The organism is Streptomyces sp. NPDC051563, from assembly GCF_044454225.1.
In the GTDB taxonomy this organism is placed as follows: Bacteria; Actinomycetota; Actinomycetes; order Streptomycetales; family Streptomycetaceae; genus Streptomyces.
Genome location: NZ_JBITDL010000007.1, coordinates 249,316 through 274,837, shown reverse-complemented (window position 1 = coordinate 274,837; position 25,522 = coordinate 249,316). Strand labels below are relative to the sequence as shown.

Genomic DNA, 25,522 nt, shown 5'->3' with positions numbered 1-25,522 from the left:
CAGATGTGGAAGCCCGGTAACGGGTGGAGCTGACTGGTACTAATAGGCCGAGGGCTTGTCCTCAGTTGCTCGCGTCCACTGTGTTAGTTCTGAAGTAACGAACTGTGTTTATATCCGGTTGGTTAACTTCATAGTGTTTCGGTGGTCATAGCGTTAGGGAAACGCCCGGTTTACATTCCGAACCCGGAAGCTAAGCCTTTCAGCGCCGATGGTACTGCAGGGGGGACCCTGTGGGAGAGTAGGACGCCGCCGAACAACCCGCCCTTTTAGCTCAGTCGGTAGAGCGTCTCCATGGTAAGGAGAAGGTCAACGGTTCGATTCCGTTAAAGGGCTCCAAAACGAGAAGGCCCCCGCCATTGGCGGGGGCTTTTTTGCGTTTCCTGTCGGTTTTTGAGAAGGGTCGGGGGTCTCTGTCAAGCCCCGAGTCTTCGGGCCGTGACCGGGGGCGGGGTTCGGGGCGCAATGGGATCAGCAGGAGTTCCAAGGCCCTCGATCCCGGGAGGAACCTCATGAGCAGCGAACGGATTCGACAGCTCGCCCACACGGTCCGGACGGCACTGGCCGGCGACGGCGCCCACTGGTCCCCGTCCCTGTCCCCGTCCCTGTCCCCTTCACCGTCCGGTACAGGCCCTGACATGGCCGTTGAGACGGGCAGTGTGCCCTGGACCGGGGAGATGGCGGCCCCGTCGTTCATGATCCTGGTGCCGGGGCCCCGCAGGTAGGGCGGGCGGCGCGATGGTGCTCAGTCGCCGTCGCGCTGCCGGGGGATGCGGAAGGCGAGGATGGCCATGTCGTCGGAGGCAGGTTCCGCGGCGAAGCGTTCCACCGCGCGCAGGACGCGGGAGGCGACGGCGCCGGCCGTGAGGCCCGTACAGGTGGTGAGGACCTCGGCGAGGCCGTCGTCGCCGAGCATGCGGGTGCCCTCGCGGCGTTCGGTGACGCCGTCCGTGACGCAGAGCAGGACGTCGCCCGGGTCCAGGGTGAGGGTCTGCTCGTAGAGGTCCAGGTCGTCGAGGACGCCGAGGAGGGGCTGCGGTTCGGCGGCGGAGGTGACCTCGCCGTTCGGGCGCAGGCGCAGCGGCAGCGGGTGGCCGGCGCAGACGACCTTCATGTGGGCGCCGCCGTCGGGCTGCGGGTGCAGCTCGCCGTACAGGAGGGTGAGGAAGCGGCTGCGGTCGCCCTCGTCGAGGATCGCGGCGTTCAGGCGCTCCAGGACGGCCGGGCCGCCGAGGCCCTCGCGGGCCAGGAGGCGCAGGGCGTGGCGGGCCAGGCCCGTGACGGCGGCCGCTTCCGGGCCCGTGCCGCAGACGTCGCCGATGGCGAACCCGTACACACCGGGGCGGATCGGGAACACGTCGTAGAAGTCGCCGCCCACCTCGTTGCCCTCGCCGGCCGCGCGGTAGATGACCTCGACCTCGATGCCGGGGATGGTGGGGGAGCCGGGCGGCAGCAGGCTGCGCTGGAGCGAGCGGCTGATGGCGGTGCGCTCGGAGTACAGGCGGGCGTTGTCCAGGGCGAGGGCGGCGCGGCGGGAGAGGTCCTCGGCGAGTTCGAGGATCTCCTGCCGGAAGTGCTCCTCGGAGGGCTTGCCGAGGGTCAGCATGCCGATGACGCGGTTGCGGGCGAGGAGCGGGAGCACCACGGCCTCGCCGCCGACCGCCAGGGAGGTCTCGGGCCAGGGGCGGGCGCCGGACTCGCGGACCGGCTCGGGCGGGCTGACCTGGGAGAGCAGGGCCTTCAGCCCGTCGATGCGTTCCTCGTCCTCGTGCAGCACGTAGGAGAGGAACGGGTCGGAGGCCTGGTCGGCGATGGTGTAGACGGCGCACCAGGTGGCCAGGGTGGGGACGGTCATCTGGGCCATGAGGGCCAGGGTCTGGTCCCGGTCGAGGGTGCCGGCGAGCAGGTCGGAGGCCTCGACGAGGAAGGAGAGGGAGCCGCGGCGCAGTCGTTCGAGCTCGCCGAGGCGGGCCGATTCCACGGCGAGGGCGATGCGGTCCGCGGCGAACTGCAGGCGCAGGGCGTCGTCGTTGGAGTAGCGGCCGGGCATTTCGGCGGCGACCCCGAGGGAGCCGGTGAGGCGGCCTTCGACCTTGAGGGGGACGGTGATGGCCGAGCGCATGCCGGTGGCTTCGAGGAGGGGCACGGCGCCGGGGACGACGACGAGGTCCTCGTGGACGGCGGGCATGCGGGCGCTGCCGTACCGGTTGGTGCCGGCTTCGACGGGCACGCGGGCGAAGCGCTGGCGGGTGGAGGGCAGGCCGGTGGTGGCGCGGACTTCGAGCTCGGTCTCGTCGTCGGTGGCGAGGAGGAGGAAGGCGGAGTCGGCGTCGAGGAGGTCGCGGGCGCGTTCCACGGTGCGCTGGAGGAGGCCGTCGAGGTCGTCGGGGGCGGGGGAGCCGATGAAGATCTCGAAGGGGTCCGTGGGGCGGGTCTCGGTGAGGTGGCCGCCGTCCAGGGGGACCCGTACCGGGCTCTGCAGCAGGGCGCGCTCGTCGTCGTGCACGAGCAGGCAGACGATGGAGGGCTCGCCGTGGGCATCGCGGACCCGCAGGTGGGAGGCGTAGACGGGGATGACGCGGCCGTCGGCGCCGCGAATGCCGTAGCTGCCCTCCCAGCGGGACAGGCGCAGGGCCTCGGCGATGCCGGTGCCGGTGCCGGGGGTCTGCGGCCAGGCGGCGAGCTCGGCGAGCGGGCGGCCGACCGCCTTCGAGGCGAGGTGCCCGAAGATGATCTCGGCGTCCTCGTTCCAGGCGGAGACGGTGCCGGCGGAGTCGATCTGCAGGACCGCGACGCGGACCCGGCTGTCGGCCAGGGGGAGGAGCTGGTCGGGCACGACGGGCCCCGCAGAGCGGGTACCGACCGGACGGTCCGGCATGTCGAGCCGGAACCACACGTGCTTGTGCGTGGCCGTGTATTCCACACCCCAGCGGGTGGCGAGGGCGGCGCAGAGCATGAGCCCGCGGCCGTTCTCGCGGTCGGGATCCGCGTAGGGGCGGTCGCCGGGGTGCTGGAGGGGGAGCTCGCGCTCCGGGTAGCGGTCGGCGACCTCGACCCGTACGCCGTCGCCGGTGCGCAGGCACAGGACCTCGGCGCGGGTTCCCGCGTGCACCACGGCGTTGGTGACGAGCTCGCTGGTGAGGACCACCGCGTCGTCGACGATGTCCGCGAATCCCCATCCCTGGAGGGTGTCGCGGACGAATGCGCGGGCAGCAGCGACCGAGCGCCCCTGTGGATCGAAACTGGCAGCCGCCCGTGCCGTGATCACAAGTCTCCTTCGACGCGGTGGACAACGGATGCCAGGTTACTTACCTTCGCGGTCGCCATGGTGCCGTCGTCCTGGAATCCACCCGCAGGGTACGGCGGGTGTGCGATGGTGCCGGAGTGTTATGGCCGGGTTAGACCGGGGTGAAACACTGGGCAGGCTTGGAGTCGGACAGCACGTAGGTCCGAGGAGATGGGCACGGAGTAAGTGGGCACGGCGTAAGTGGACGCAGTCTGATGAACAAGATGCCCGGTGGAACAGTGGTCGACCCTTTCGGGAGGGACACGGTGGAGGCTGGCGCGGCGGTGCGGCGTACGGGAACGCGCCCGAAGGGAGGTCGCTCCCGGCGGGGCACGACGACGGAAGTCGATACCGCGGCCCTGAACAGGCTGCTCACGGCCCTGGTGTCGATGCGGGACGGGAACTTCCGCAAGCGGCTGACGGTGTCCGGCGACGGGGTGATGGCGGAGATCGCCGCCGTCTACAACGAGGTCGCCGACCGCAATCTCCACCTGACCGGTGAGCTGTCCCGCGTGCGCCGGATGGTCGGCCGTGAGGGCAAGCTCAGCGAACGGCTGGAAACAGGCGCCTGCGAGGGCTCCTGGGCGGCCGCGATCGACGCCTCGAACCAGCTGGTCGACGACCTGGCCCGGCCGGTGTCCGAGGTGGGCCGGGTGCTGTCGGCGGTCGCGGAGGGTGACCTCGACCAGCGCATGGACCTGCGGACCCAGGCCGCGGAGGGGGCCGGGCACCCGCTGCGCGGGGAGTTCCTGAAGGTCGGGCGGACGGTCAACAACCTGGTCGACCAGCTCTCCGCGTTCACCGACGAGGTGACGCGGGTGGCGCTGGAGGTGGGCACCGAGGGCAAGCTCGGCGGCCAGGCGCAAGTGCGCGGAATGTCCGGATCCTGGAAGGATCTGACCGACTCCGTCAACACGATGGCGTACCGGCTCACCGCCCAGGTGCGTGACATTGCTCTCGTCACGACGGCGGTGGCCAAGGGCGATCTGTCGCGCAAGGTCACGGTGCACGTGGCCGGCGAGATGCTCCAGCTGAAGAACACCGTCAACACGATGGTGGACCAGCTCTCCTCGTTCTCCTCCGAGGTGACCCGCGTGGCCCGCGAGGTGGGTACGGAGGGCGAGCTCGGCGGCCAGGCGAAGGTGCCCGGGGTCGCGGGCGTGTGGAAGGACCTGACCGACTCCGTCAACACCATGGCGGGCAACTTGACGGCCCAGGTGCGCGGCATCGCGCAGGTGACCACGGCGGTGGCCAACGGCGACCTGTCGCAGAAGGTCCGGGTCAGCGCGCGCGGCGAGGTCGCGCAGCTGGCCGAAACGATCAACCAGATGACCGAGACGCTGCGGACCTTCGCGGACGAGGTCACGCGCGTGGCCAGCGAGGTCGGCGCCAAGGGCCTGCTCGGCGGGCAGGCGCAGGTGCCGGGTGCGGCCGGGACGTGGAAGGACCTCACCGATTCGGTGAACACGGTCTTCCGCAACCTCACCACTCAGGTGCGCGACATCGCGCAGGTGACGACGGCTGTGGCCAACGGCGACCTGTCGCAGAAGGTCACCGTGAACGTGGCCGGCGAGATGCTGGAGCTGAAGAACACCGTCAACACGATGGTGGACCAGCTCCAGTCCTTCGGTGCGGAAGTGACGCGGGTGGCCCGTGAGGTCGGCGTAGAGGGCGAACTGGGCGGGCAGGCGCAGGTGCCCGGCGCGGCCGGGACGTGGAAGGACCTCACCGACTCGGTGAACACCGCCTTCCGCAACCTCACCGGGCAGGTCCGCAACATCGCCCAGGTGACGACGGCGGTGGCCAACGGCGACCTGTCGCAGAAGGTCACGGTCGACGTCTCCGGCGAGATGCTCCAGCTGAAGAACACCGTGAACACGATGGTGGACCAGCTGTCCTCCTTCGCCGACCAGGTCACGCGGATGGCGCGGGACGTGGGCACGGAGGGCCGGCTCGGCGGCCAGGCGCGGGTCGAGGGGGTGTCCGGCACCTGGAAGGAGCTCACCGACTCCGTCAACTTCATGGCCGGGAACCTGACCTCCCAGGTGCGCCAGATCGCCCAGGTGACCACGGCGGTGGCCCGCGGCGACCTCTCGCAGAAGATCGACGTGGACGCCCGCGGCGAGATCCTGGAGCTGAAGAACACCATCAACACGATGGTCGACCAGCTCTCGGCCTTCGCGGAGCAGGTGACCCGGGTGGCCCGGGACGTGGGTACGGAGGGCCGGCTCGGCGGCCAGGCGCAGGTGCCCGGCGTGGCCGGCGTGTGGCGCGACCTGACCGACTCGGTGAACGGCATGGCCGGGAACCTGACCTCGCAGGTCCGCAACATCGCTCAGGTGGCCACCGCGGTGGCGCGCGGCGACCTGTCGCAGAAGATCGAGGTCGATGCCCGGGGCGAGATCCTGGAGCTGAAGAACACCCTCAACACGATGGTCGACCAGCTCTCGAACTTCGCGGAGCAGGTGACGAGGGTGGCCCGAGAGGTGGGTACCGAGGGCATCCTGGGCGGCCAGGCCGAGGTGAAGGGGGTCTCCGGCACCTGGAAGGACCTCACCCAGTCCGTCAACTTCATGGCGAACAACCTGACCTCGCAGGTCCGCAACATCGCCGAGGTGACCACGGCGGTCGCCATGGGCGACCTCTCCAAGAAGATCACCGTCGATGCCAAGGGCGAGATCTTGGAGCTCGTCACCACCGTGAACACGATGGTGGACCAGCTCTCCTCCTTCGCCGAGCAGGTGACGAGGGTGGCCCGCGAGGTGGGTACGGAGGGCATCCTCGGCGGCCAGGCCCGGGTGCGCGGGGTCACCGGCATCTGGAAGGACCTCAGCGACAACGTCAACACCATGGCCGGCAACCTGACCGCCCAGGTGCGCGGGATCGCGCAGGTGTCGACCGCGGTGGCCAACGGCGACCTGACCAAGACGGTCACCGTCGAGGCGCGCGGCGAGGTCGCGCAGCTCGCCGACACCGTCAACACCATGGTCAAGACCCTGTCCTCCTTCGCCGACGAGGTCACGCGCGTGGCCCGCGAAGTGGGTACGGAGGGCAGGCTCGGCGGCCAGGCGCACGTGCCCGGGGTCTCCGGGACCTGGAAGGACCTCACCGACTCGGTGAACTTCATGGCCTCCAACCTCACCGGCCAGGTGCGGCAGATCGCCATGGTCACGACCGCCATCGCCAAGGGCGACATGACCAAGAAGATCGACATCGATGCGCGCGGGGAGATCCTGGAGCTCAAGACCACGATCAACACGATGGTCGACCAGCTCTCCTCCTTCGCCGACCAGGTGACCCGGGTCGCCCGCGAGGTGGGTACGGAGGGCATCCTCGGCGGCCAGGCGCGGGTGCGGGACGTGGACGGGACCTGGCGGGACCTGACCGAGTCCGTGAACGAGATGGCCGGGAACCTCACCCGGCAGGTGCGCGCCATCGCGGCCGTGGCCACCGCGGTGACCCGCGGCGACCTCAACCTGAAGATCGACGTGGACGCCGCCGGCGAGATCCAGGTCCTCCAGGACAACATCAACACGATGATCGCCAACCTGCGCGACACCACCTTGGCCAACAAGGAGCAGGACTGGCTCAAGGGCAACCTCGCCCGCATCTCCGCCCTGATGCAGGGCCGCCGCGAGCTGGACGACGTGGCCTCGCTGATCATGAGCGAGCTGACCCCGGTGGTCTCCGCGCAGCACGGGGCGTTCTTCCTGGCGCTGCCGACCGGGGGCACCACCGAGATCGGGACCGACGGGGGCGCGGACGGCTCGTACGAGCTGCGGATGCGCGGGAGTTACGCGTACGCCGGCGGGCAGATGCCCATCTCCTTCCGGCCGGGGGAGGGACTGATCGGGATGGTCGCCGAGGAGAAGCGGATGGTGCTCATCGAGAACACCCCGCCCGGCTACCTGAAGATCTCCTCCGGGCTCGGCGAGGCCCCGCCCGCGCACGTGATCGTGCTGCCGGTGCTCTTCGAGGGGAAGGTGCTCGGCGTCATCGAGCTGGCCTCCTTCCAGCCCTTCACGCAGATCCAGAAGGACTTCCTCAGCCAGATCGCCGAGATGATCGGCACGAGCGTCAACACCATCTCCGTCAACTCCAAGACGGAGATGCTGCTCAAGCAGTCGCAGGAGATGACCGAGCAGCTGCGCGAGCGTTCCGACGAGCTGGAGAACCGGCAGAAGGCCCTCCAGGCCGCCAACGCCGAGCTGGAGGAGAAGGCCGAGCTGCTGGCCCAGCAGAACCGGGACATCGAGGTGAAGAACACCGAGATCGAGGAGGCCCGGCAGGTCTTGGAGGAGCGCGCCGAGCAGCTCGCGGTCTCGATGCGCTACAAGAGCGAGTTCCTGGCGAACATGTCGCACGAGCTGCGGACCCCGCTCAACTCCCTGCTGATCCTGGCCAAGCTGCTCGCCGACAACGCGGACGAGAACCTCTCGCCCAAGCAGGTGGAGTTCGCCGAGACCATCCACGGGGCCGGCTCCGACCTGCTCCAGCTGATCAACGACATCCTCGACCTGTCGAAGGTCGAGGCCGGGAAGATGGACGTCTCCCCGACGCGGATCGCGCTGGTCCAGCTCGTCGACTACGTGGAGGCCACCTTCCGGCCGCTGACCGCGGAGAAGGGGCTCGACTTCTCGGTACGGGTCTCCCCGGAGCTGCCGGCGACTCTGCACACCGACGAGCAGCGGCTGCTCCAGGTACTGCGCAACCTGCTGTCGAACGCGGTGAAGTTCACCGACACCGGGGCGGTGGAGCTGGTGATCCGGCCCGCCGGGGCCGATGTGCCGATCGCGATCCGCGAGCAGCTGCTGGAGGCCGGTTCGCTGCGGGAGGCCGACGCCGATCTGATCGCCTTCTCGGTGACCGACACCGGGATCGGGATCGCCGCGAGCAAGATGCTGGTGATCTTCGAGGCGTTCAAGCAGGCCGACGGGACGACGAGCCGCAAGTACGGCGGCACCGGCCTGGGGCTGTCCATCAGCCGGGAGATCGCCCGGCTGCTGGGCGGGGAGATCCACGCGGCGAGCGAGCCCGGCCGCGGGTCGACCTTCACGCTGTACCTGCCGCTGCATCCGAGCGAGCTGCCGCCGCAGGGGTACGCGCCGCTGACGCCCGGCGGGGCGCGCGGGGAGCTGTACCGCCGCCCGGCCGCCGAGGAGGCGCGGCCCGAACTGCCGGCGGCGCCGGTGGCGCAGGGCCCCGTAGGACCCGTGTCGCCGATGGCGCTGCCGCGGGCCGGGGAACCGGCCGGGCAGGGCTCCTCGGCGCTGTTCCGGCGGCGCCGCAAGGCGATGGCCGAGCCGCCGCTGCGGGCGGAGGTGCCCGGGCAGGGCGAGGCGGAGGCCTGGTCGGTGGAGGAGCCGCTGCCCTCGACGCCGCGGACGTACGACTTCCACGGCGAGCGGGTGCTGATCGTGGACGACGACGTGCGCAACGTCTTCGCGCTGACCAGCGTGCTGGAGCAGCACGGGCTGGCGGTGCTGTACGCGGAGAACGGGAGGGAGGGCATCGAGGTCCTGGAACAGCACGACGACGTGGCGCTCGTGCTGATGGACATCATGATGCCGGAGATGGACGGGTACGCGACCACCTCGGCGATCCGGCGGATGCCGCAGTTCGAGGGGCTGCCGATCATCGCCCTGACGGCGAAGGCCATGAAGGGGGACCGGGAGAAGGCGATCGAGTCCGGTGCCTCGGACTACGTGACCAAGCCGGTCGAGCCCGACTACCTGCTGTCGGTCATGGAAGGGCACATGCGCGGGGCCGGGGCGTGACCGGGCGGGCGGAAGGTGACTCCCGAGGGAACCTTCTGCCCGTCCGGCACGTTTCCGGTTCGTGCGCTGTGACATCTTGGTGACAGGGTGTGGCGATCTCGGGACTGGGGCTACGATGACCGGCACAAGGACGGACGGCGCAAGGATGCCGTCCTCTGGGGCGGGGCCCGGCGCACAGGCCGGAGCCAGGAGCCGGGGAGGCCCCATGCCGGGGCGAGGAGGACAGGGCATGGTGCAGAAGGCCAAGATCCTCCTGGTCGACGACCGGCCGGAGAATCTGCTGGCGCTGGAGGCCATCCTCTCCGCGCTCGATCAGACACTGGTCCGGGCGTCGTCGGGGGAGGAAGCGCTCAAGGCGCTGCTGACGGACGACTTCGCGGTCATCCTGCTCGACGTGCAGATGCCGGGCATGGACGGGTTCGAGACGGCCGCGCACATCAAGCGGCGCGAGCGGACCCGGGACATCCCGATCATCTTTCTCACGGCGATCAACCACGGTCCGCACCACACCTTCCGCGGGTACGCGGCGGGTGCGGTGGACTACATCTCCAAGCCCTTCGACCCGTGGGTGCTGCGGGCCAAGGTCTCGGTGTTCGTCGAGCTGTATACGAAGAACTGCCAACTGCGCGAGCAGGCGGCGCTGCTGAGGCTCCAGCTGGAGGGCGGCGGCTCCAACGGCGCGGTGGACGGCTCCAAGGAGACCGCCGGCCTGCTGGCCGAGCTCTCCGCGCGGCTCGCCGCCGTGGAGGAGCAGGCGGAGGCGCTGACCAAGCAGCTCGGCGAGGAAGCGGCCGATCCCTCGGTGGTGGCCACCGCCGCCCACCTGGAGCGCAAGCTCACCGGGCTGCGGCGGGCGCTCGACGCGCTGGAGCCGGGGACCGGCGGCGGGGCTCCCGTACTGCCCGCCCACAGCTAGCTCCGCCTGCCGGCTCCGCGGAGGCCGTCCGCGACCCGGGAGGGCAGCGGGCGGGCCCGCTTGGCGGGCCGTCAGGTCTGGCGGGACGTCAGGGCGGGCCGCCCGTACGGGCCGAGGGCGCGGGCGTCTCCCGCCCGGTACCCGGACGACACGAACGGGTGAAGGGGTGGGCACGCGTGTCCACCGGCGCGCGCACCGGTAACCTCGGGCGCATGGCCTCAAGTACGTCCGGTAAGGGTTCCCAGAGCACGGCGGGCACCGCGAAGGGCCGCACCGGCCGTACGACGGCGCCGGCGAAGAAGGCTGCCCCAGCGCGCAAGCCGCCCGCGAAGAAGGCGGCGCCCGCCGCCAAGCGCGGCCCCGTCAGGAAGGTCGCGCCGAAACCCGCGCCGTCCCCCACCGGGGGAGTGCTGCGGCTGGTGCGCGCCTTCTGGCTCGGCATCGCGCACGCGGTCGGTGCGATCTTCCGCGGCATCGGCCAGGGCGCGAAGAACCTCGACCCGGCCCACCGCAAGGACGGCCTCGCCCTGCTGCTGCTCGCGCTCGCGCTGATCGTGGCCGCCGGGACCTGGTCGAACCTGAGCGGGCCCGTCGGGGACCTGGTGACCATGCTGGTCACCGGCGCCTTCGGGCGGCTCGACCTGCTCGTGCCGGTCCTGCTCGGCGTCATGGCGGTACGTTTCATCCGCCATCCCGAACAGGCCGACGCCAACGGCCGCATCGGCATCGGGCTCTCCGCGCTGGTCGTCGGAGTCCTGGGGCTCGTGCACATCGCCTGCGGAGCCCCCGGGCGCGACGAGGGCACCACCGCCATGCAGAACGCCGGCGGGCTGATCGGCTGGGGCGCCTCGAAGCCGCTGATCTTCACCATGGGCGCACCGCTGGCCGTGCCGATGCTGGTGCTGCTCACCGTGTTCGGGCTGCTGGTGGTCACCGCGACCCCCGTCAACGCGATCCCGCAGCGGCTGCGGAGCGCGGGGATCCGGCTCGGGGTGATCGCTCCGAACGCCTATGACGAGGAGTACGCGGAGCACGGGGACCCCGCGGCCTCGGCCGCCGCGGACCGGCACGATGCCGAGCAGTGGCGGGCCCGCTCCGGCGCCGCCGGGCCGGGGGACCCGTCGGAGGCCGCCGAGGAGGAGGCGCTCGCCCGGCGGCGGCGCCCCCGGCGGGCCGCGGGCCGGCCGGCCATGGATCGCGGGATGGACGCCGTCGACGTGGCCGCGGCGGCCGCCGCCGCGCTGGACGGGGTGGTGTACGGCGGAATGCCGCCCTCCCCGCTGGTCGCCGACCTCACCCAGGGCATCTCGGCGGAGCGCGGGGGCACGGAGATCACCGCCCCGGTTCCGCCGGCCCGGGAGGAGGGCCCCGCGGGCGGGGGGAAGCCGGCCCGGAAGGACGAGCCCGCCGGGGCCGAGGCTGCCGGGGCCGCGGCCCCGCCGCACGACACCACCGCTGCGGCCTCCGGGACGCTGTCCGTGCCCGACCTGACCAAGACCCCGCCCCCGGCCCAGGCGCTGCCGCCCCGCGCCGAGCAGCTCCAGCTGCGCGGGGACATCACGTACTCCCTGCCCTCGCTGGACCTGCTGGAGAAGGGTGGACCGGGCAAGACCCGCAGCGCCGCGAACGACGCGGTCGTGGCCTCGCTGACGAACGTGTTCATGGAGTTCAAGGTCGATGCGAAGGTCACCGGTTTCACCCGGGGGCCGACGGTGACCCGCTACGAGGTGGAGCTCGGCCCGGCCGTGAAGGTCGAGCGGATCACGGCGCTGGCGAAGAACATCGCCTATGCCGTGGCCTCGCCCGACGTGCGCATCATCAGCCCGATCCCGGGCAAGTCGGCGGTCGGCATCGAGATCCCGAACACCGACCGCGAGATGGTCAACCTGGGGGACGTGCTCAGGCTGGCGGACGCGGCCGAGGACGACCACCCGATGCTGGTGGCGCTCGGCAAGGACGTCGAGGGCGGCTACGTCATGGCCAACCTGGCGAAGATGCCGCACGTCCTGGTCGCCGGAGCCACCGGTTCCGGAAAGTCCTCCTGCATCAACTGCCTGATCACCTCGGTGATGGTGCGGGCCACCCCGGAGGATGTCCGGATGGTGCTCGTGGACCCCAAGCGGGTGGAGCTGACGGCGTACGAGGGCATCCCGCACCTCATCACGCCGATCATCACCAACCCCAAGCGGGCCGCCGAGGCGCTCCAGTGGGTCGTGCGCGAGATGGACCTGCGCTACGACGACCTGGCGGCCTTCGGGTACCGGCACATCGACGACTTCAACCAGGCGATCCGCGACGGCAAGATCAAACTGCCGCCGGGCAGCGAGCGGGAGCTGAGCCCGTACCCGTACCTGCTGGTGATCGTCGACGAGCTCGCCGACCTGATGATGGTGGCCCCGCGCGACGTGGAGGACTCCATCGTCCGCATCACCCAGCTGGCCCGCGCGGCCGGCATCCACCTGGTGCTCGCGACCCAGCGGCCCTCGGTGGACGTGGTGACCGGTCTGATCAAGGCGAACGTGCCCTCGCGCCTCGCCTTCGCCACCTCCTCGCTCGCCGACAGCCGGGTCATCCTCGACCAGCCGGGCGCCGAGAAGCTCATCGGCAAGGGCGACGGGCTGTTCCTGCCGATGGGCGCGAACAAGCCGGTGCGGCTCCAGGGCGCCTTCGTCACCGAGGACGAGATCGCCGGGATCGTGCAGCACTGCAAGGACCAGATGGCGCCCGTCTTCCGCAACGACGTCACCGTCGGGCAGAAGCAGAAGAAGGAGATCGACGAGGAGATCGGCGACGACCTCGACCTGCTGTGCCAGGCGGCCGAGCTGGTCGTCTCCACCCAGTTCGGGTCCACCTCGATGCTCCAGCGCAAGCTGCGCGTCGGGTTCGCGAAGGCCGGGCGGCTGATGGACCTCATGGAGTCGCGGGGGATCGTCGGACCGAGCGAGGGGTCGAAGGCGCGCGACGTGCTGCTGAAGGCCGACGAGCTGGACGGCGTGCTCGCGGTGATCCGCGGGGAGACTCCCGAGTAACGGGCAAAGGACCGGGGGCAACCGTTTCCCCGGGCCGCGTGTCTAGTTGAGGGAGACGGTGGTCCGTTCCGGGCCGCCGCACCGGGCGGGAGCCCCCTGGCCATTCGTATGGCGTAGGGAGGCGCCCCTCCGGTTGCTCCACCCTTTCGTCACCCCCCTAGACTGGACTTCCAGCAGGTGGCTACACGCTCGAAAGGCGCCCTCGTGTCCATCGGCAACGCCAACTCCCCCGAAGAAGAGCGGCCTTCGACCGACGACCGGTCCGAGGACCGCATCGTCGAACGTTCCGTCGAAGAGCCGTCCATCGGGACGGCCCTCAAGAAGGCCCGGATCGCCGCCGGGCTGACTGTCGACGAGGTCAGTTCCACCACCCGCGTGCGCATCCCGATCGTGCACGCCATCGAATCCGACGATTTCTCGCGCTGCGGCGGCGACGTGTACGCCCGCGGCCACATCCGTACGCTCGCCCGTGCCGTGCGCCTCGATCCGGAACCCCTGATCGAGTCGTACGACGCGGCCCACGGCGGCCGGCCGGCACCCACCCCCGCCGCGCCGATGTTCGAAGCCGAGCGGATCCGCCCCGAACGGCAGCGGCCCAATTGGACCGCCGCCATGGTTGCCGCCATCGTCGCCGTGATCGGCTTCGTCGGCTTCACGGCCTTCGGCGGCGCCGACGAGAAGACCAAGCGGCCGGTGGCCGAAGGTTCCGCCGCGCCCAAGCCCGCACCCACCCCGAACGCCTCCAAGCCCTCGGTCCAGGCGCCGCCGGCGCCCACGTCCCCGAAGCCGGAGCCCTCGGACAGCGCCATCGCCGCCGCGCCCAAGGACCTCGTCACGGTCGTCCTGACGGCCAACGACGGCGAGAGCTGGATCTCGGCCAAGGACCACAGCGGACGGCTCCTCTTCGACGGCACCCTCCAGCAGGGTCAGTCGAAGACGTTCACGGACAAGGAGTCCATCGACCTGGTGCTCGGCGATGCCGGGGTCGTGAAGCTCTTCGTGAACGGCAAGGAGATCAAGGACGAGTTCCAGCCAGGACAGGTGGAACGTCTCACATACACCAAGGACGACCCGCGTCAGGGCCAGGCCCAGGCAGGCTGACCAGCAGGGCTGACCAGCAGGGAATAGAACGTTCCGGATCCCCGGGGTGGCGCGCCGCACCCCGGGGATCTTGCCGTCCGGGACGGGAGGCGGGGGCCGGTGCCGGGACGAAGTAGTCTTGAGTCCATGCCCGAACGCCGTACCGTCGCCCTTGTCACTCTTGGCTGCGCCCGTAACGAGGTGGACTCGGAGGAGCTCGCAGGCCGCTTGGCGGCGGATGGCTGGGAGCTCGTCGAGGACGCCGCCGATGCGGACGTAGCCGTCGTCAACACCTGCGGCTTCGTCGAAGCCGCGAAGAAGGACTCCGTAGACGCCCTGCTGGAGGCCAACGATCTCAAGGATCACGGCCGCACCCAGGCCGTTGTAGCCGTCGGCTGTATGGCCGAGCGCTACGGCAAGGAGCTTGCCGAAGCGCTCCCCGAGGCCGACGGAGTACTCGGCTTCGACGACTACGCCGACATCTCCGACCGCCTCCAGACCATCCTCAACGGCGGCATCCACGCCTCCCACACCCCGCGCGACCGGCGCAAGCTGCTGCCGATCAGCCCGGCCCAGCGCCAGGACGCCGACGTGGCCCTGCCGGGTCACGCGCAGGAGCCCGAAGCCGCGCCCGCGGACCTTCCGGAGGGCGTCGCGCCCGCCTCCGGTCCGCGCGCACCGCTGCGCCGGCGCCTGGACAAGAGCCCGGTCGCCTCGGTCAAGCTCGCCTCCGGCTGCGACCGCCGCTGCTCCTTCTGCGCCATCCCGTCCTTCCGCGGCTCCTTCATCTCCCGCCGCCCCAGCGACGTGCTGGGCGAGACGCGCTGGCTCGCCGAGCAGGGCGTCAAGGAGATCATGCTGGTCTCCGAGAACAACACCTCGTACGGCAAGGACCTGGGCGACATCCGCCTGCTGGAGACCCTGCTGCCCGAGCTGGCCGAGGTGGACGGCATCGAGCGCGTCCGCGTCAGCTACCTCCAGCCCGCCGAGATGCGCCCCGGCCTGATCGACGTCCTCACCTCGACCCCCAAGGTCGTCCCGTACTTCGACCTGTCCTTCCAGCACTCGGCCCCCGACGTGCTGCGCTCCATGCGCCGCTTCGGTGACACCGACCGCTTCCTGGAGCTGCTGGACACCATCCGCGGCAAGGCCCCGACGGCCGGCGTCCGCTCCAACTTCATCGTCGGCTTCCCCGGCGAGAAGGAATCGGACTTCGCCGAGCTGGAGCGCTTCCTCACCCACGCGCGCCTCGACGCCATCGGCGTCTTCGGCTACTCCGACGAGGACGGCACCGAGGCCGCCACGTACGAGAACAAGCTGGACGCCGACACCGTCGCCGAGCGCCTCGCCCACATGCAGCGCCTCGCCGAGGAGCTCACCTCGCAGCGCGCGGAGGAGCGGATCGGGGAGACGCTGGAGGTGCTCGTCGAGACGGTCGTCCCGATCGACGAGGCCGAGGACGGCGAGGGAGCCTACGGGCGTGCCGCCCACCAGGCGCCCGAGACCGACGGCCAGGTCGTCTTCACGGACGGCGCGGGCCTGGTCCCGGGGCGTATCGTCACCGCGAAGGTGGTCGGCACCCTGGGTGTGGACCTCGTGGCGGAGCCCCTGGGCGTGGACCTTGAGGAGGCGGCCGGATGACCGGAGCCCCGGCATCTGCGGCGGGCGGGACCGGCCGCCGGCCCGCGCCCGGCGCGAAGCTGGGCGCCGCGGCGGTCGATCAGGCCAGCCTGTGGAACATCGCCAACATCCTGACGATGATCCGGCTGGTCCTGGTGCCGGGATTCGTGATGCTGCTGCTCGCCGACGGGGGCTACGACCCCCAGTGGCGGGCGCTGGCGTGGGCGGCGTTCGCCGTCGCCATGATCACCGACATCTTCGACGGGCATCTGGCCCGTACGTACAACCTGGTCACGGATTTCGGGAAGATCGCCGACCCCATCGCCGACAAGGCGATCATGGGGTCGGCATTGGTGTGTCTGTCGTGGCTCGGCGACCTGCCCTGGTGGGTGACCGGGGTGATCCTCGGCCGGGAACTCGGGATCACGCTCATGCGTTTCTGGGTCATCCGGTACGGAGTGATTCCGGCGAGCCGGGGCGGGAAGCTGAAGACCCTGGCCCAGGGCACGGCCGTGGGCATGTACGTGCTCGCGCTGACCGGGCCGCTGGCCACGCTGCGGTTCTGGGTGATGGCCGTCGCCGTCGTCCTGACCGTCGTCACCGGTCTGGACTACATCCGCCAGGCCGTCGTGCTCCGGCGCAAGGGGCTCGCCGCGGAGCGTGCCGCGCGGTGAACCTGCCGGGGGATGACGCGGTGCTGCAAGAGACGGGCGGTTCTTCCGTGGTCGGTGCGACGGTGCGGAATGCCGCGGGGCCCGCTGGTGACACCGGGGCGGTCGCGGCCGACGTGCTGCGACTCCTCGCGGAGAGTAACGGTACGGTTGCGGTTGCGGAGTCGCTGACCGGCGGCATGGTCGCCGCGGAACTCACGGCCGTCCCGGGAGCCTCCCGGTCCTTCCGCGGATCCGTCACGGCGTACGCGACCGAGCTGAAGCACCGGGTGCTGGGCGTGGACGCCGGGTTGCTCGAGGCCGAAGGCGCGGTGAACCCGCAGGTCGCGGAGGAGATGGCGGCCGGAGTGCGGCGCGTGCTCGGTGCCTCCTGGGGCATCGCGACCACCGGAGTGGCCGGCCCCGACCCGCAGGACGGACAGCCGGTGGGCACCGTTTTCATCGCCGTGGCGGGTCCCGCGGGCAGGAAAACGGTCCGTCTGCGGTTGAAAGGCTCCCGTGAGGAAATTCGTAGGGAGAGTGCACGGACAGTGCTCGAGCTGCTCGCGAGCGAACTCCGCGAGAATCTGCGGGGGCAGGATACGGAACAGGACGGGGGGATTTGATGTTTGCAGCCCTGAGTGAACACGACATCGCTCCCCGCACGGCCGCCGCGCGAGGCGGTACGGTGGGGCGTGAAGGTTACGGCTACACGGTCAGAGGAGGGAGCCACCGATGATTCTGCTCCGTCGCCTGCTGGGTGACGTGCTGCGTCGGCAGCGCCAGCGCCAGGGCCGTACTCTGCGCGAAGTCTCCTCGTCCGCCCGAGTTTCGCTCGGCTATCTCTCCGAGGTGGAGCGGGGGCAGAAGGAGGCATCTTCCGAGCTGCTCTCCGCGATCTGCGACGCGCTTGACGTACGGATGTCAGAGCTGATGCGGGAAGTCAGCGACGAGCTCTCGCTCGCCGAGCTGGCCCAGTCCGCCGCGGCGAGCGAACCGGTGTCCGCACCGGTCCGCCCGATGCTCAATTCGGTATCCGTGGCCTCGGTCACGGGTGGCCCGGAACGGGTGACGATCAAGGCACCCGTGGAAGCGGTGAACGTCGTAGCCGCGTGATGCGTGCGTGAGCGTCTGCCCGTGCGCGCGAAGCGTGCGCGTGTGCTGAGCGTATGAGTGTGGCCGGAGCCCCGGCCGGTGCCCCTTGGGTACCGGCCGGGGCTCCTTGCCGTCGCGGGGTCGGGTGCATGTGGTGCGGGCGCCGGGGCGGGTGCGGTGGTGTTCCGGGGCCGGCGCGAGGGGGTGCGGGTGCGGGCGGGGTGCGGGAGGATGGGCCCGTTCGGGTCTCCGGCCCCTGGAGGTGGCCGTGCGGCGGTTGCTGGGTATACCCGTGGGTCTGGCCCTCGCGCTGTCGGTGGGCGTCCTGTGGTGGTGGGCCGTGCTGCGGCTCGTGCTGGCACCGGCCGATGCCGGGCCGGTGGAGGGTGCGGTCGCCGTCGGGGGGTGGGGGCTGGGGCTGCTGCCGGTGCACTGCGTACCGGGGCCCGTGGGCGGCCGTCGCCGCCGCGGAGCGGCCGGCGGGCACGGTGACGGGGGCGGAGCGGGGAACGGGGCCGGGGGCGGCGTCTCGGGCCATGGCGGGGGCGCGGGTGGGGTTCCGGGTGACGGTGGGGTCCTGGGTGACGATGGGGCCCTGGGTGATGGTGGGGCCCTGGGTGACGGCGGGGGACGGGCTGGTGCCGGGCCGGAGGCCTACGGGTGAGCGGTCACCAGGGCATGGCGACTCCACCGTTCGGGCGAAGGATCTGGCCCGTCATGAAGGACGAGGCGTCCGAGGCGAGGTAGAGCACCGCCTGGGCTATGTCCTCGGGCTCGCCCACGCGGCGTAGCGGGGACATCCGGGTCATCACCGCCTCGGTCTGCTCCTGGACCTCTGGGCTGTGCCGGCCGGTCATGGGCGTGCGGATCCAGCCGGGCGCGACGGCGTTCACGCGGATGCCGTGCGGGCCGGCCTCGGTGGCGAGGGTCTTGGTCAGCTGGACGACGGCCGCCTTGGCGGCGCTGTAGCAGAGCAGGCCGGGCTGGGCGGCGTCGACGGCGCCGGAGGCCATGGTGATGATCGAACCGGGCCGGCCGGCCGCGATCATGGCGCGGGCCGCCTCCTGGCAGGTGCGCAGCACCCCCTTGAAGTTGATGTCCAGGACCCGGTCCAGGTCCTCGTCGGACGTCTCCAGAACGCTGCTGGTGTGCATGATCCCGGCGATCGCGGCGGTGATGTCGAGCGGGCCGGCCTGCGCGATCGCCGCCCTGATCGCGGCGCGGTCGGTCACGTCGAGGGGGTGGGCGGTGGCCCGGCCGCCGGCCTTGGTGACGAGGGCGACGGTCTCCTCCAGGCCCTCGGCATCGCGGTCCGCGCAGTGCACGGCGGCCCCGGCCTCGGCGAGGAGCACGGCGGTGGCCCGGCCGATGCCGCTGGCGGCGCCGGTGATCAGTGCGGTGCGGCCGGTGAGTTCGTACGCGCTGGGTGTAGGCATGCGGGGACGGTACGACCGGATCTGACGGGGCGTCAACTAAGGCGTCGGGCCGGATTGGCACCGGGGACACCAGTAGGTGGGGCGGCCGTCCTGGGGAGCCTCGCGGACGGGGGTGCCGCAGCGCAGGCAGGGGCGGTGGGCGCGGCCGTACACGAACAGGTCCTGGCCGGGGCGACGGCTTCCGGTGGTATTGCGGTGGCGGGCCTTGTTCGCGTCGAGGAGCCGGTGTGCGGCCGCGGCGATGCGGGGGAGGGTGCGGGGCTGGAGGTCGCCCACCGGGGTCCAGGGGGTGACCAGGGCGAGGAAGCAGATCTCGGCCTTGTAGATGTTGCCGATGCCGGCCAGGTTGCGCTGGTCGAGGAGGGCTTCGCCGAGGGGGCGGGCGGGGGTGGCGAGGAGATTCGCGGCGGCGGTCTCCTCGTCCCAGTCGGGACCGAGGAGATCGGGACCGAGGTGACCGACGGCGCGGTGCTCGTCGGCGGTACGGAGCAGTTCGACGACGGGGAGGCGGTAGCCGAAGGCGGTGTGGTCGGCGGTGGCGAGGATGACGCGGATCTCGTGGACGGGGCCGGGGGGTGTGCGGGAGGCGCGGGGGGCGCGTGGGGCACCCGGTGCGGGGGGTGGGGTGGGTGTGGTCCTGGTGGGGAGGATGCGCCAGGTGCCGTCCATGCGGAGGTGGGTGTGCAGGGTGAGGCGGGTCTCGGGGGCGGCTTCCGGGCGGGAGCGGGCTTCCGGGCGGGAGCCGGGTTCTTCCGCCGTGCCGGTTGCCGGGTGGCCGAAGCGCATGAGGAGGTGCTTGCCCCGGGGGACGACCTCGAGGGTGGTGAGGCCGGTGAGGTCGGCGGTGGCGAAGCGGGGGACGCGGAGGTCGGAGCGGGTCAGCTCCTTGCCCGCGAGGGCTTCGCGGAGCCGGGCCGCCATGCGGTACACGCTGTCGCCTTCGGGCATGCGTTCATTCTCCTGCGGATTCGGGCTCGGCGGGTACGGGCGGGGCGCCGCTGCGCGGGGCGTGCTCCCCGCCCCGCCCTTCCTCCGTTCCCCGGGGCTGCGCCCCGGACCCCGATTCCGGGGGCTGTGGTCCGGGGGCCCGTTCCCCCGGTCCCCGTTTCCCCGGGGCTGCGCCCGGGCCCATTCATGAGGCTGCGCCCCGGATCGGGCTTCCTGGGCTGCGCCCGTGGCCCGGTTTCCTGGGGGCCGGGCCCCGGAACGGGTTTTGCGGGCTGCGTCGGCGCCCGGGCTCCGGGGTGGGGGCCGAGCGGTGGCTGGGGGGTGGGTTGGGGGGCAGTGTTTGTGGTTCGGGCGATGAGTTTGGGTGGGGCGGGGAGTCTCATCGTTGTCATCGGCGGTTGAGGAGGAACTCGTGGGTCAGTTGTTGAGGGTCCAGAACTTCAGTGTTTCCAGTGACGGCATCGGTGCCGGTGAGGAGCAGACGCTCGAGAGGCCCTTCGGGGATGCGGATCCCGCGCGGCTGTTCGCCTGGGCCGGGGCCACGGCGAGTTGGCCCAATCGGACCGAGCCCGGCGGCAGCCGGGGGCTCGACGACTACTTCGCCCGGGACTTCTCGCACAACATCGGTGCCGAGATCATGGGCCGCAACAAGTTCGGGCCCCAGCGGGGGCCCTGGCAGGACCACACGTGGCAGGGGTGGTGGGGTGACGTGCCACCGTTCCACACCCCGGTGTTCGTCATGACCCACCACGAGCGGCCTTCGATCACGCTCTCCGACACCACCTTCCACTTCGTCGGCGGTGAGCCGGCCGATGTCCTCGCCCGGGCGCGGGAGGCGGCGCAGGGGAAGGACGTGCGGCTGGGTGGCGGGGTCACCACCATCCGGCAGTTCCTCGACGCCGACCTCGTCGACACCCTGCACGTCGCGGTCTCGCCGGTGAAGCTCGGGTCCGGGCTGCGGCTCTGGGAGTCCCCCGACGAGCTGCGCGACCGCTTCCACCTGGAGGTCGTGCCCAGCCCGAGCGGGGTGACGCACCACCTGTTCTGGCGGAAGTGAGCCGGTCCCCGCTCGGTCATTGGCGCAGGCGCAGGCCCTGGGGGGTGGCGTGGAAGCCGGTGGCTTCCACGGTCGGGGCGTAGGGGGAGGTGAGGGAGGGGGCGGCGTTGATGCGTTCCACCGTGAGGGTGGGGAGGGTGCCGGTGCGGGAGGCCGCGGTGAGGGCCGTCAGGGCCGCCGTGAGGCGGGGGTCGTCGGGGTCGGGCCAGGCGAGGAGGGTCTTGCCGCCGCGCTCCAGGTAGAGGGTGAGCTCCCCGTCGACCAGGACGACCAGGGAGCCCGCCTTCCGGCCCGGCTTGTGGGTGGCGCCGGTCGGGGGCTCCGGCCAGGGGAGGGCGGCGCCGTAGGCGTTCGCAGGGTCGGCGGCCGCCAGGACCACCGCCGCCAGCGGGGGCGGGGTCCGCTCGGCGGCGCGGAGCCGGTCGACGGCGCCGTCCATGGCGAACTGGGCCGCGCCCAGGCCTTCGACCACGTAGCCCCTGCGGGCCTGGCCGCTGTCCTCGAAGGCGGAGAGGATGCGGTAGACCGCGCTGAAGCCGCCCTCCACCCCTTCCGCGGCCACCGCGCCCCGGGTCACCACCCCGTGGCGGTCCAGCAGGGTCCGGGCCAGGGCGTGTGCGCGGTGGGTGGGGTCCGGGGCGTGGACCGGGAGCAGGGACCAGCGGCCCGACACCGTGGGCGGGCCCGTACGGGAGGAAGTGGCGCTGAGGGTGCCGTAGCGGCCGCGGGGGATCGTGCGGCGGGCTCGGTGGGCGGTGGCACCCGCCGTACGGCCCGAGCCGAGGAGGGAGCGCAGGGGGGCCAGGGTGTCGTTGGTCAGGCGGCCCGACCACGCCAGGTCCCAGACGGCGGCGGAGAGGTCCGCGTCCGAGGCGTCCGGGTGCAGGGCGCGGGCCCGGTCCGTGAGCTGGCGGAAGAACAGGCCGTAGCCGCCGGAGAGGGCGGTGAGGACCGCCTCGTGGAGCGGGGAGAGCTCCAGGGGGTGCGGCGGGGGGAGGAGGAGGGGGGCCGCGTCGGCGAGGTAGAGGGAGACCCAGCCGTCCTTGCCCGGCAGGGCGCCCGCGCCGGCCCAGACCACTTCGCCCGTGGTGGTGAGCTCGTCCAGGAGGGTGGGGGAGTAGCCCGCCACGCGGGACGGCAGGATCAGGCGCTCGAGGGCGGAAGCGGGGACCGCGGCGCCCTGGAGCTGTTCGATCGCGCGGGCGAGGCCGTCGATGCCGCGCAGGGCTCCGCCCAGGTGCTGCCACTGGGGGAGGAAGGTGGCCAGCGAACTGGGCGGGACCGGCTCCAGTTCCTGGCGCAGGGCGGCGAGGGAGCGGCGCCGCAGCCGTCGCAGGACGGCGGCGTCGCACCACTCCTGGCCGATGCCCGCCGGGTGGAACTCGCCCTGCACCACCCGCCCGGCCGCCGCGAGCCGGTGCAGCGCACCCTCCGTCACGGCCGTGCCCAGCCCGAACCGGGCGGCCGCGGTGACCGTGGTGAAGGGGCCGTGGGTACGGGCGTACCGGGCCAGGAGATCCCCGAGGGGGTCCTTCACCGGTTCGGTGAAGGCCTCCGGGACGCCCACCGGGAGCGCCGTGCCCAGTGCGTCGCGCAGCCGGCCCGCGTCCTCGACGGCCGCCCAGTGGTCCGCGCCGCCGATCCGGACCCGGATCGCCCGGCGGGAGGCCGCGAGGGATGGAGCCCACTCCGCCTCCGCGCCGCGCTCGGCCAGCTCGGCCGCCGTGAGCGGGCCCAGCAGGCGCAGCAGGTCGGCCACCGACTCGGCGTCCTTGGCCCGCCGGTCCTCGGTCAGCCACTGGAGCTCCCGCTCCAGCTCCGTCAGCACCTCCGCGTCGAGCAGTTCGCGGAGCTCGGCCTGGCCGAGCAGCTCCGCCAGCAGCCGGGAGTCCAGCGACAGCGCGGCCGCCCTGCGCTCGGCGAGCGGCGAGTCGCCCTCGTAGAGGAACTGGGCGACGTAGCCGAAGAGGAGGGAGCGGGCGAAGGGGGAGGGCTCGGGCGTCGTGACCTCGACGAGGCGGACCCGGCGGGCCTCGATGTCACCCATCAGCTCGGTCAGGCCCGGCACGTCGAAGACGTCCTGCAGGCATTCCCGTACGGCTTCCAGCACGATCGGGAACGAGCCGAACTCGGAGGCCACCTGGAGCAGCTGCGAGGCGCGCTGGCGCTGCTGCCACAGGGGGGTGCGCTTGCCGGGATTGCGGCGCGGGAGCAGCAGGGCTCGGGCCGCGCACTCGCGGAAGCGGGAGGCGAACAGTGCGGAGCCGCCGACCTGGTCGGTGACGATCTGCTGGACGTCCCCGTGGTCGAAGGTCACGTCCGCCGCGCCCAGCGGGGGCTTCTCGTCGTCGAAGTCGAACGAGGCCGAAGAGACCGAGCCGCTCTTGCCCGCCGGGTCGTGGTCCAGGAGGTCCAGGTCCATGCTCAGCAGGTCCGCGTCCGGCAGGCGCAGCACGATGCCGTCGTCGGCGTGCATGACCTGCGCGTCCATCCCGTACCGCTCGGAGAGGCGGGCGCCGAGCGCCAGCGCCCAGGGGGCGTGCACCTGGGCGCCGAAGGGGGAGTGGACGACGACCCGCCAGTCGCCGAGCTCGTCGCGGAACCGCTCGACGACGATGGTCCGGTCGTCCGGTACGTGGCCGCAGGCCTCGCGCTGTTCGGCGAGGTAGGACAGGACGTTCTCGGCGGCCCAGGCGTCCAGGCCCGCCGCGAGCAGGCGCAGGCGGGCGTCCTCGGGGGTGAGGCCGCCGAGCTCGCGCAGGAACGCGCCGACCGCGCGGCCCAGCTCCAGCGGACGGCCCAGCTGGTCGCCCTTCCAGAACGGGAGCCGGCCCGGCACCCCGGGGGCGGGGGTGACCAGGACGCGGTCGCGGGTGATGTCGACGATCCGCCAGGAGGTGGTGCCGAGGGTGAAGACGTCGCCGACGCGGGACTCGTAGACCATCTCCTCGTCGAGCTCGCCGACCCGGCCGCCGCCCTTCTTCGGGTCGGACCCGGCCAGGAAGACGCCGAAGAGCCCGCGGTCCGGGATGGTCCCGCCGGAGGTGACCGCGAGCCGCTGGGCGCCGGGCCGGCCGGTGATCGTACCGGCGACGCGATCCCACACCACCCGGGGCCGGAGCTCGGCGAACGCGTCCGAGGGGTAGCGGCCGGCCAGCATGTCCAGCACCGCCGTGAAGGCCGAGTCGGGCAGCGCCGCGAAGGGGGCCGCCCGGCGGACCAGGGCGAGCAGGTCGTCCAGCTGCCAGGTGTCCATCGCGGTCATCGCGACGATCTGCTGGGCGAGGACGTCGAGCGGGTTGGAGGGGATCCGCAGGGACTCGATCGAGCCCGTCCGCATCCGCTCGGTGACCACGGCCGCCTGGACCAGGTCGCCCCGGTACTTGGGGAAGACCACCCCGGTGGACACCGCGCCCACCTGGTGGCCGGCCCGGCCCACCCGCTGGAGCCCGGAGGCCACCGACGGCGGGGACTCCACCTGGATGACCAGATCGACCGCGCCCATGTCGATGCCGAGTTCCAGACTGGACGTGGCGACCACGGCGGGCAGCCGGCCCGCCTTCAGGTCCTCCTCCACCAGCGCCCGCTGCTCCTTGGAGACCGAGCCGTGGTGGGCGCGGGCCAGCAGCGGCGGAGCGCCCTGGGCGGCGCCCGACTGGGCCATGATCTCGGCCGGGGGCGAGCCCTCGGGCAGCGGGCCGCCGGTGGCCCGCTCGTACGCGATCTCGTTGAGCCGGTTGCACAGGCGCTCGGCGAGGCGGCGGGAATTGGCGAACACGATGGTGGACCGGTGGGCCTGGACCAGATCGGCGATCCGCTCCTCCACGTGCGGCCAGATGGAGGGCTTGTCGCCGCCCTCCTTGCCCTCGGTTGCGGGGGAGCCGCCCAACTCGCCCATGTCCTCGACCGGGACGACCACCGACAGGTCGAACTCCTTGGTGGAGGGCGGCTGGACGATCTCCACTTTGCCGCGCGGGGCGAGGTAGCGGCCCACCTCTTCCACCGGGCGGACCGTCGCGGACAGGCCGATCCGGCGCGCGGGGCGGGGCAGCAGCTCGTCCAGCCGCTCCAGCGACAGCGCGAGATGGGCGCCGCGCTTGGTCCCGGCGACCGCGTGCACCTCGTCCAGGATCACCGTCTCGATCCCGGCCAGCGCCTCGCGGGCGGCCGAGGTCAGCATCAGGAACAGCGACTCGGGCGTGGTGATCAGGATGTCCGGCGGCCGGGTCACCAGCGCGCGCCGCTCGGCCGGCGGGGTGTCGCCGGAGCGGATCCCCACCCGGATCTCGGGCTCGGGCAGGCCCAGGCGCACCGACTCCTGCCGGATGCCGGTCAGCGGGCTGCGGAGATTGCGCTCCACGTCCACCGCCAGGGCCTTCAGGGGCGAGATGTACAGGACCCGGCAGCGCTTCTTCGGGTCCGCCGGGGGCGGGGTCGAGGCGAGCTGGTCGAGGGCGGCGAGGAAGGCGGCCAGGGTCTTGCCGGAGCCGGTGGGGGCGACCACCAGCACGTCCGAGCCCGCACCGATGGCCCGCCAGGCGCCCTCCTGGGCGGCGGTGGGCGAGACGAAGGCCCCCGTGAACCAGGAACAGGTCGCGGGGGAGAACGAGTCGAGCGCAGTACCGGACATG

General features: G+C 71.9%; 13 protein-coding genes, 1 tRNA gene and 1 rRNA gene. 11 read left to right on the top strand and 4 right to left on the bottom strand.

What is annotated here, in order from left to right; translation table 11 throughout:
- Positions 1 to 137: 137 nt before the first annotated feature.
- Together rrf and ACIA8F_RS11510 are read left to right on the top strand one after the other, a co-directional pair.
- Positions 138 to 255: ribosomal RNA gene (gene rrf, locus ACIA8F_RS11515) — 5S ribosomal RNA — on the top strand.
- A 5-nt stretch (positions 256 to 260) separates the two neighbouring features.
- Positions 261 to 336 (top strand) — tRNA-Thr (locus tag ACIA8F_RS11510).
- 406 nt (positions 337 to 742) lie between these two features.
- Here ACIA8F_RS11510 and ACIA8F_RS11505 read toward each other — a convergent pair.
- Positions 743 to 3,265, bottom strand: a complete 2,523-nt coding sequence (locus ACIA8F_RS11505; RefSeq protein ID WP_399378074.1) for a SpoIIE family protein phosphatase — start codon at positions 3,263 to 3,265, stop codon at positions 743 to 745.
- Between the two features lie 242 nt (positions 3,266 to 3,507).
- Between ACIA8F_RS11505 and ACIA8F_RS11500 the strand changes: the two genes are divergently transcribed.
- The 8 genes from ACIA8F_RS11500 to ACIA8F_RS11465 all read left to right on the top strand — a co-directional run bounded on the left by ACIA8F_RS11500 (position 3,508) and on the right by ACIA8F_RS11465 (position 17,471).
- Positions 3,508 to 9,060 carry a HAMP domain-containing protein gene (locus ACIA8F_RS11500; RefSeq protein WP_399378087.1) on the top strand — a complete coding sequence of 1,851 codons (5,553 nt, stop codon included), beginning with the start codon at positions 3,508 to 3,510 and terminating at the stop codon, positions 9,058 to 9,060.
- A gap of 229 nt (positions 9,061 to 9,289) precedes the next feature.
- A complete protein-coding gene (locus ACIA8F_RS11495) occupies positions 9,290 to 9,976 on the top strand; it encodes a two-component system response regulator (RefSeq protein ID WP_383946886.1) in 687 nt (228 codons plus the stop codon).
- A gap of 212 nt (positions 9,977 to 10,188) precedes the next feature.
- Entirely contained in the window at positions 10,189 to 13,005 is a 2,817-nt protein-coding gene (locus ACIA8F_RS11490) for a DNA translocase FtsK (protein ID WP_399378073.1), read from the top strand.
- Positions 13,006 to 13,209: 204 nt separating this feature from the next.
- Positions 13,210 to 14,106 carry a RodZ domain-containing protein gene (locus ACIA8F_RS11485; RefSeq protein WP_399378072.1) on the top strand — a complete coding sequence of 299 codons (897 nt, stop codon included), beginning with the start codon at positions 13,210 to 13,212 and terminating at the stop codon, positions 14,104 to 14,106.
- A gap of 126 nt (positions 14,107 to 14,232) precedes the next feature.
- Complete coding sequence (rimO, locus tag ACIA8F_RS11480) at positions 14,233 to 15,726, top strand: 30S ribosomal protein S12 methylthiotransferase RimO (protein WP_399378071.1); 1,494 nt, start codon at positions 14,233 to 14,235, stop codon at positions 15,724 to 15,726.
- Positions 15,723 to 16,379 carry a CDP-diacylglycerol--glycerol-3-phosphate 3-phosphatidyltransferase gene (gene pgsA / locus ACIA8F_RS11475; protein ID WP_399378069.1) on the top strand — a complete coding sequence of 219 codons (657 nt, stop codon included), beginning with the start codon at positions 15,723 to 15,725 and terminating at the stop codon, positions 16,377 to 16,379. Before rimO ends, pgsA begins: the two co-directional genes overlap by 4 nt.
- Before the next feature lie 62 nt (positions 16,380 to 16,441).
- Positions 16,442 to 16,981: a CinA family protein gene (locus tag ACIA8F_RS11470; RefSeq protein WP_399378086.1), complete on the top strand. Its 540-nt coding sequence runs from the start codon at positions 16,442 to 16,444 to the stop codon at positions 16,979 to 16,981.
- Positions 16,982 to 17,090: 109 nt separating this feature from the next.
- Positions 17,091 to 17,471, top strand: a complete 381-nt coding sequence (locus ACIA8F_RS11465; RefSeq protein ID WP_112451800.1) for a helix-turn-helix domain-containing protein — start codon at positions 17,091 to 17,093, stop codon at positions 17,469 to 17,471.
- Between the two features lie 647 nt (positions 17,472 to 18,118).
- On the opposite strand, the gene ACIA8F_RS11460 is transcribed toward ACIA8F_RS11465, so the two are convergent.
- Both ACIA8F_RS11460 and ACIA8F_RS11455 read right to left on the bottom strand, forming a co-directional pair.
- Positions 18,119 to 18,886, bottom strand: coding sequence for an SDR family NAD(P)-dependent oxidoreductase (locus ACIA8F_RS11460; protein WP_399378068.1), 768 nt, complete (start codon positions 18,884 to 18,886; stop codon positions 18,119 to 18,121).
- Between the two features lie 36 nt (positions 18,887 to 18,922).
- Positions 18,923 to 19,834 (bottom strand): Fpg/Nei family DNA glycosylase, encoded by a 912-nt coding sequence (locus ACIA8F_RS11455; protein ID WP_399378067.1) that lies wholly within the window; start codon positions 19,832 to 19,834, stop codon positions 18,923 to 18,925.
- A gap of 412 nt (positions 19,835 to 20,246) precedes the next feature.
- Here ACIA8F_RS11455 and ACIA8F_RS11450 point away from each other — a divergent pair, with 412 nt between their 5' ends.
- On the top strand, positions 20,247 to 20,891 hold the full coding sequence (locus tag ACIA8F_RS11450) for a dihydrofolate reductase family protein (protein WP_399378066.1): 645 nt from the start codon (positions 20,247 to 20,249) through the stop codon (positions 20,889 to 20,891).
- A gap of 16 nt (positions 20,892 to 20,907) precedes the next feature.
- On the opposite strand, the gene ACIA8F_RS11445 is transcribed toward ACIA8F_RS11450, so the two are convergent.
- Entirely contained in the window at positions 20,908 to 25,521 is a 4,614-nt protein-coding gene (locus ACIA8F_RS11445) for an ATP-dependent helicase (protein WP_399378065.1), read from the bottom strand.
- Position 25,522 lies beyond the last annotated feature (1 nt).

Coding starts and splice junctions, on each gene's coding strand:
- ACIA8F_RS11500 (WP_399378087.1), top strand. CDS start 3,508: ATGCCCGGTGGAACAGTGGTCGACCCTTTCGGGAGGGACACGGTGGAG.
- ACIA8F_RS11495 (WP_383946886.1), top strand. CDS start 9,290: ATGGTGCAGAAGGCCAAGATCCTCCTGGTCGACGACCGGCCGGAGAAT.
- ACIA8F_RS11490 (WP_399378073.1), top strand. CDS start 10,189: ATGGCCTCAAGTACGTCCGGTAAGGGTTCCCAGAGCACGGCGGGCACC.
- rimO (WP_399378071.1), top strand. CDS start 14,233: ATGCCCGAACGCCGTACCGTCGCCCTTGTCACTCTTGGCTGCGCCCGT.
- pgsA (WP_399378069.1), top strand. CDS start 15,723: ATGACCGGAGCCCCGGCATCTGCGGCGGGCGGGACCGGCCGCCGGCCC.
- ACIA8F_RS11465 (WP_112451800.1), top strand. CDS start 17,091: ATGATTCTGCTCCGTCGCCTGCTGGGTGACGTGCTGCGTCGGCAGCGC.
- ACIA8F_RS11460 (WP_399378068.1), bottom strand. CDS start 18,886: ATGCCTACACCCAGCGCGTACGAACTCACCGGCCGCACCGCACTGATC.
- ACIA8F_RS11455 (WP_399378067.1), bottom strand. CDS start 19,834: ATGCCCGAAGGCGACAGCGTGTACCGCATGGCGGCCCGGCTCCGCGAA.
- ACIA8F_RS11445 (WP_399378065.1), bottom strand. CDS start 25,521: ATGTCCGGTACTGCGCTCGACTCGTTCTCCCCCGCGACCTGTTCCTGG.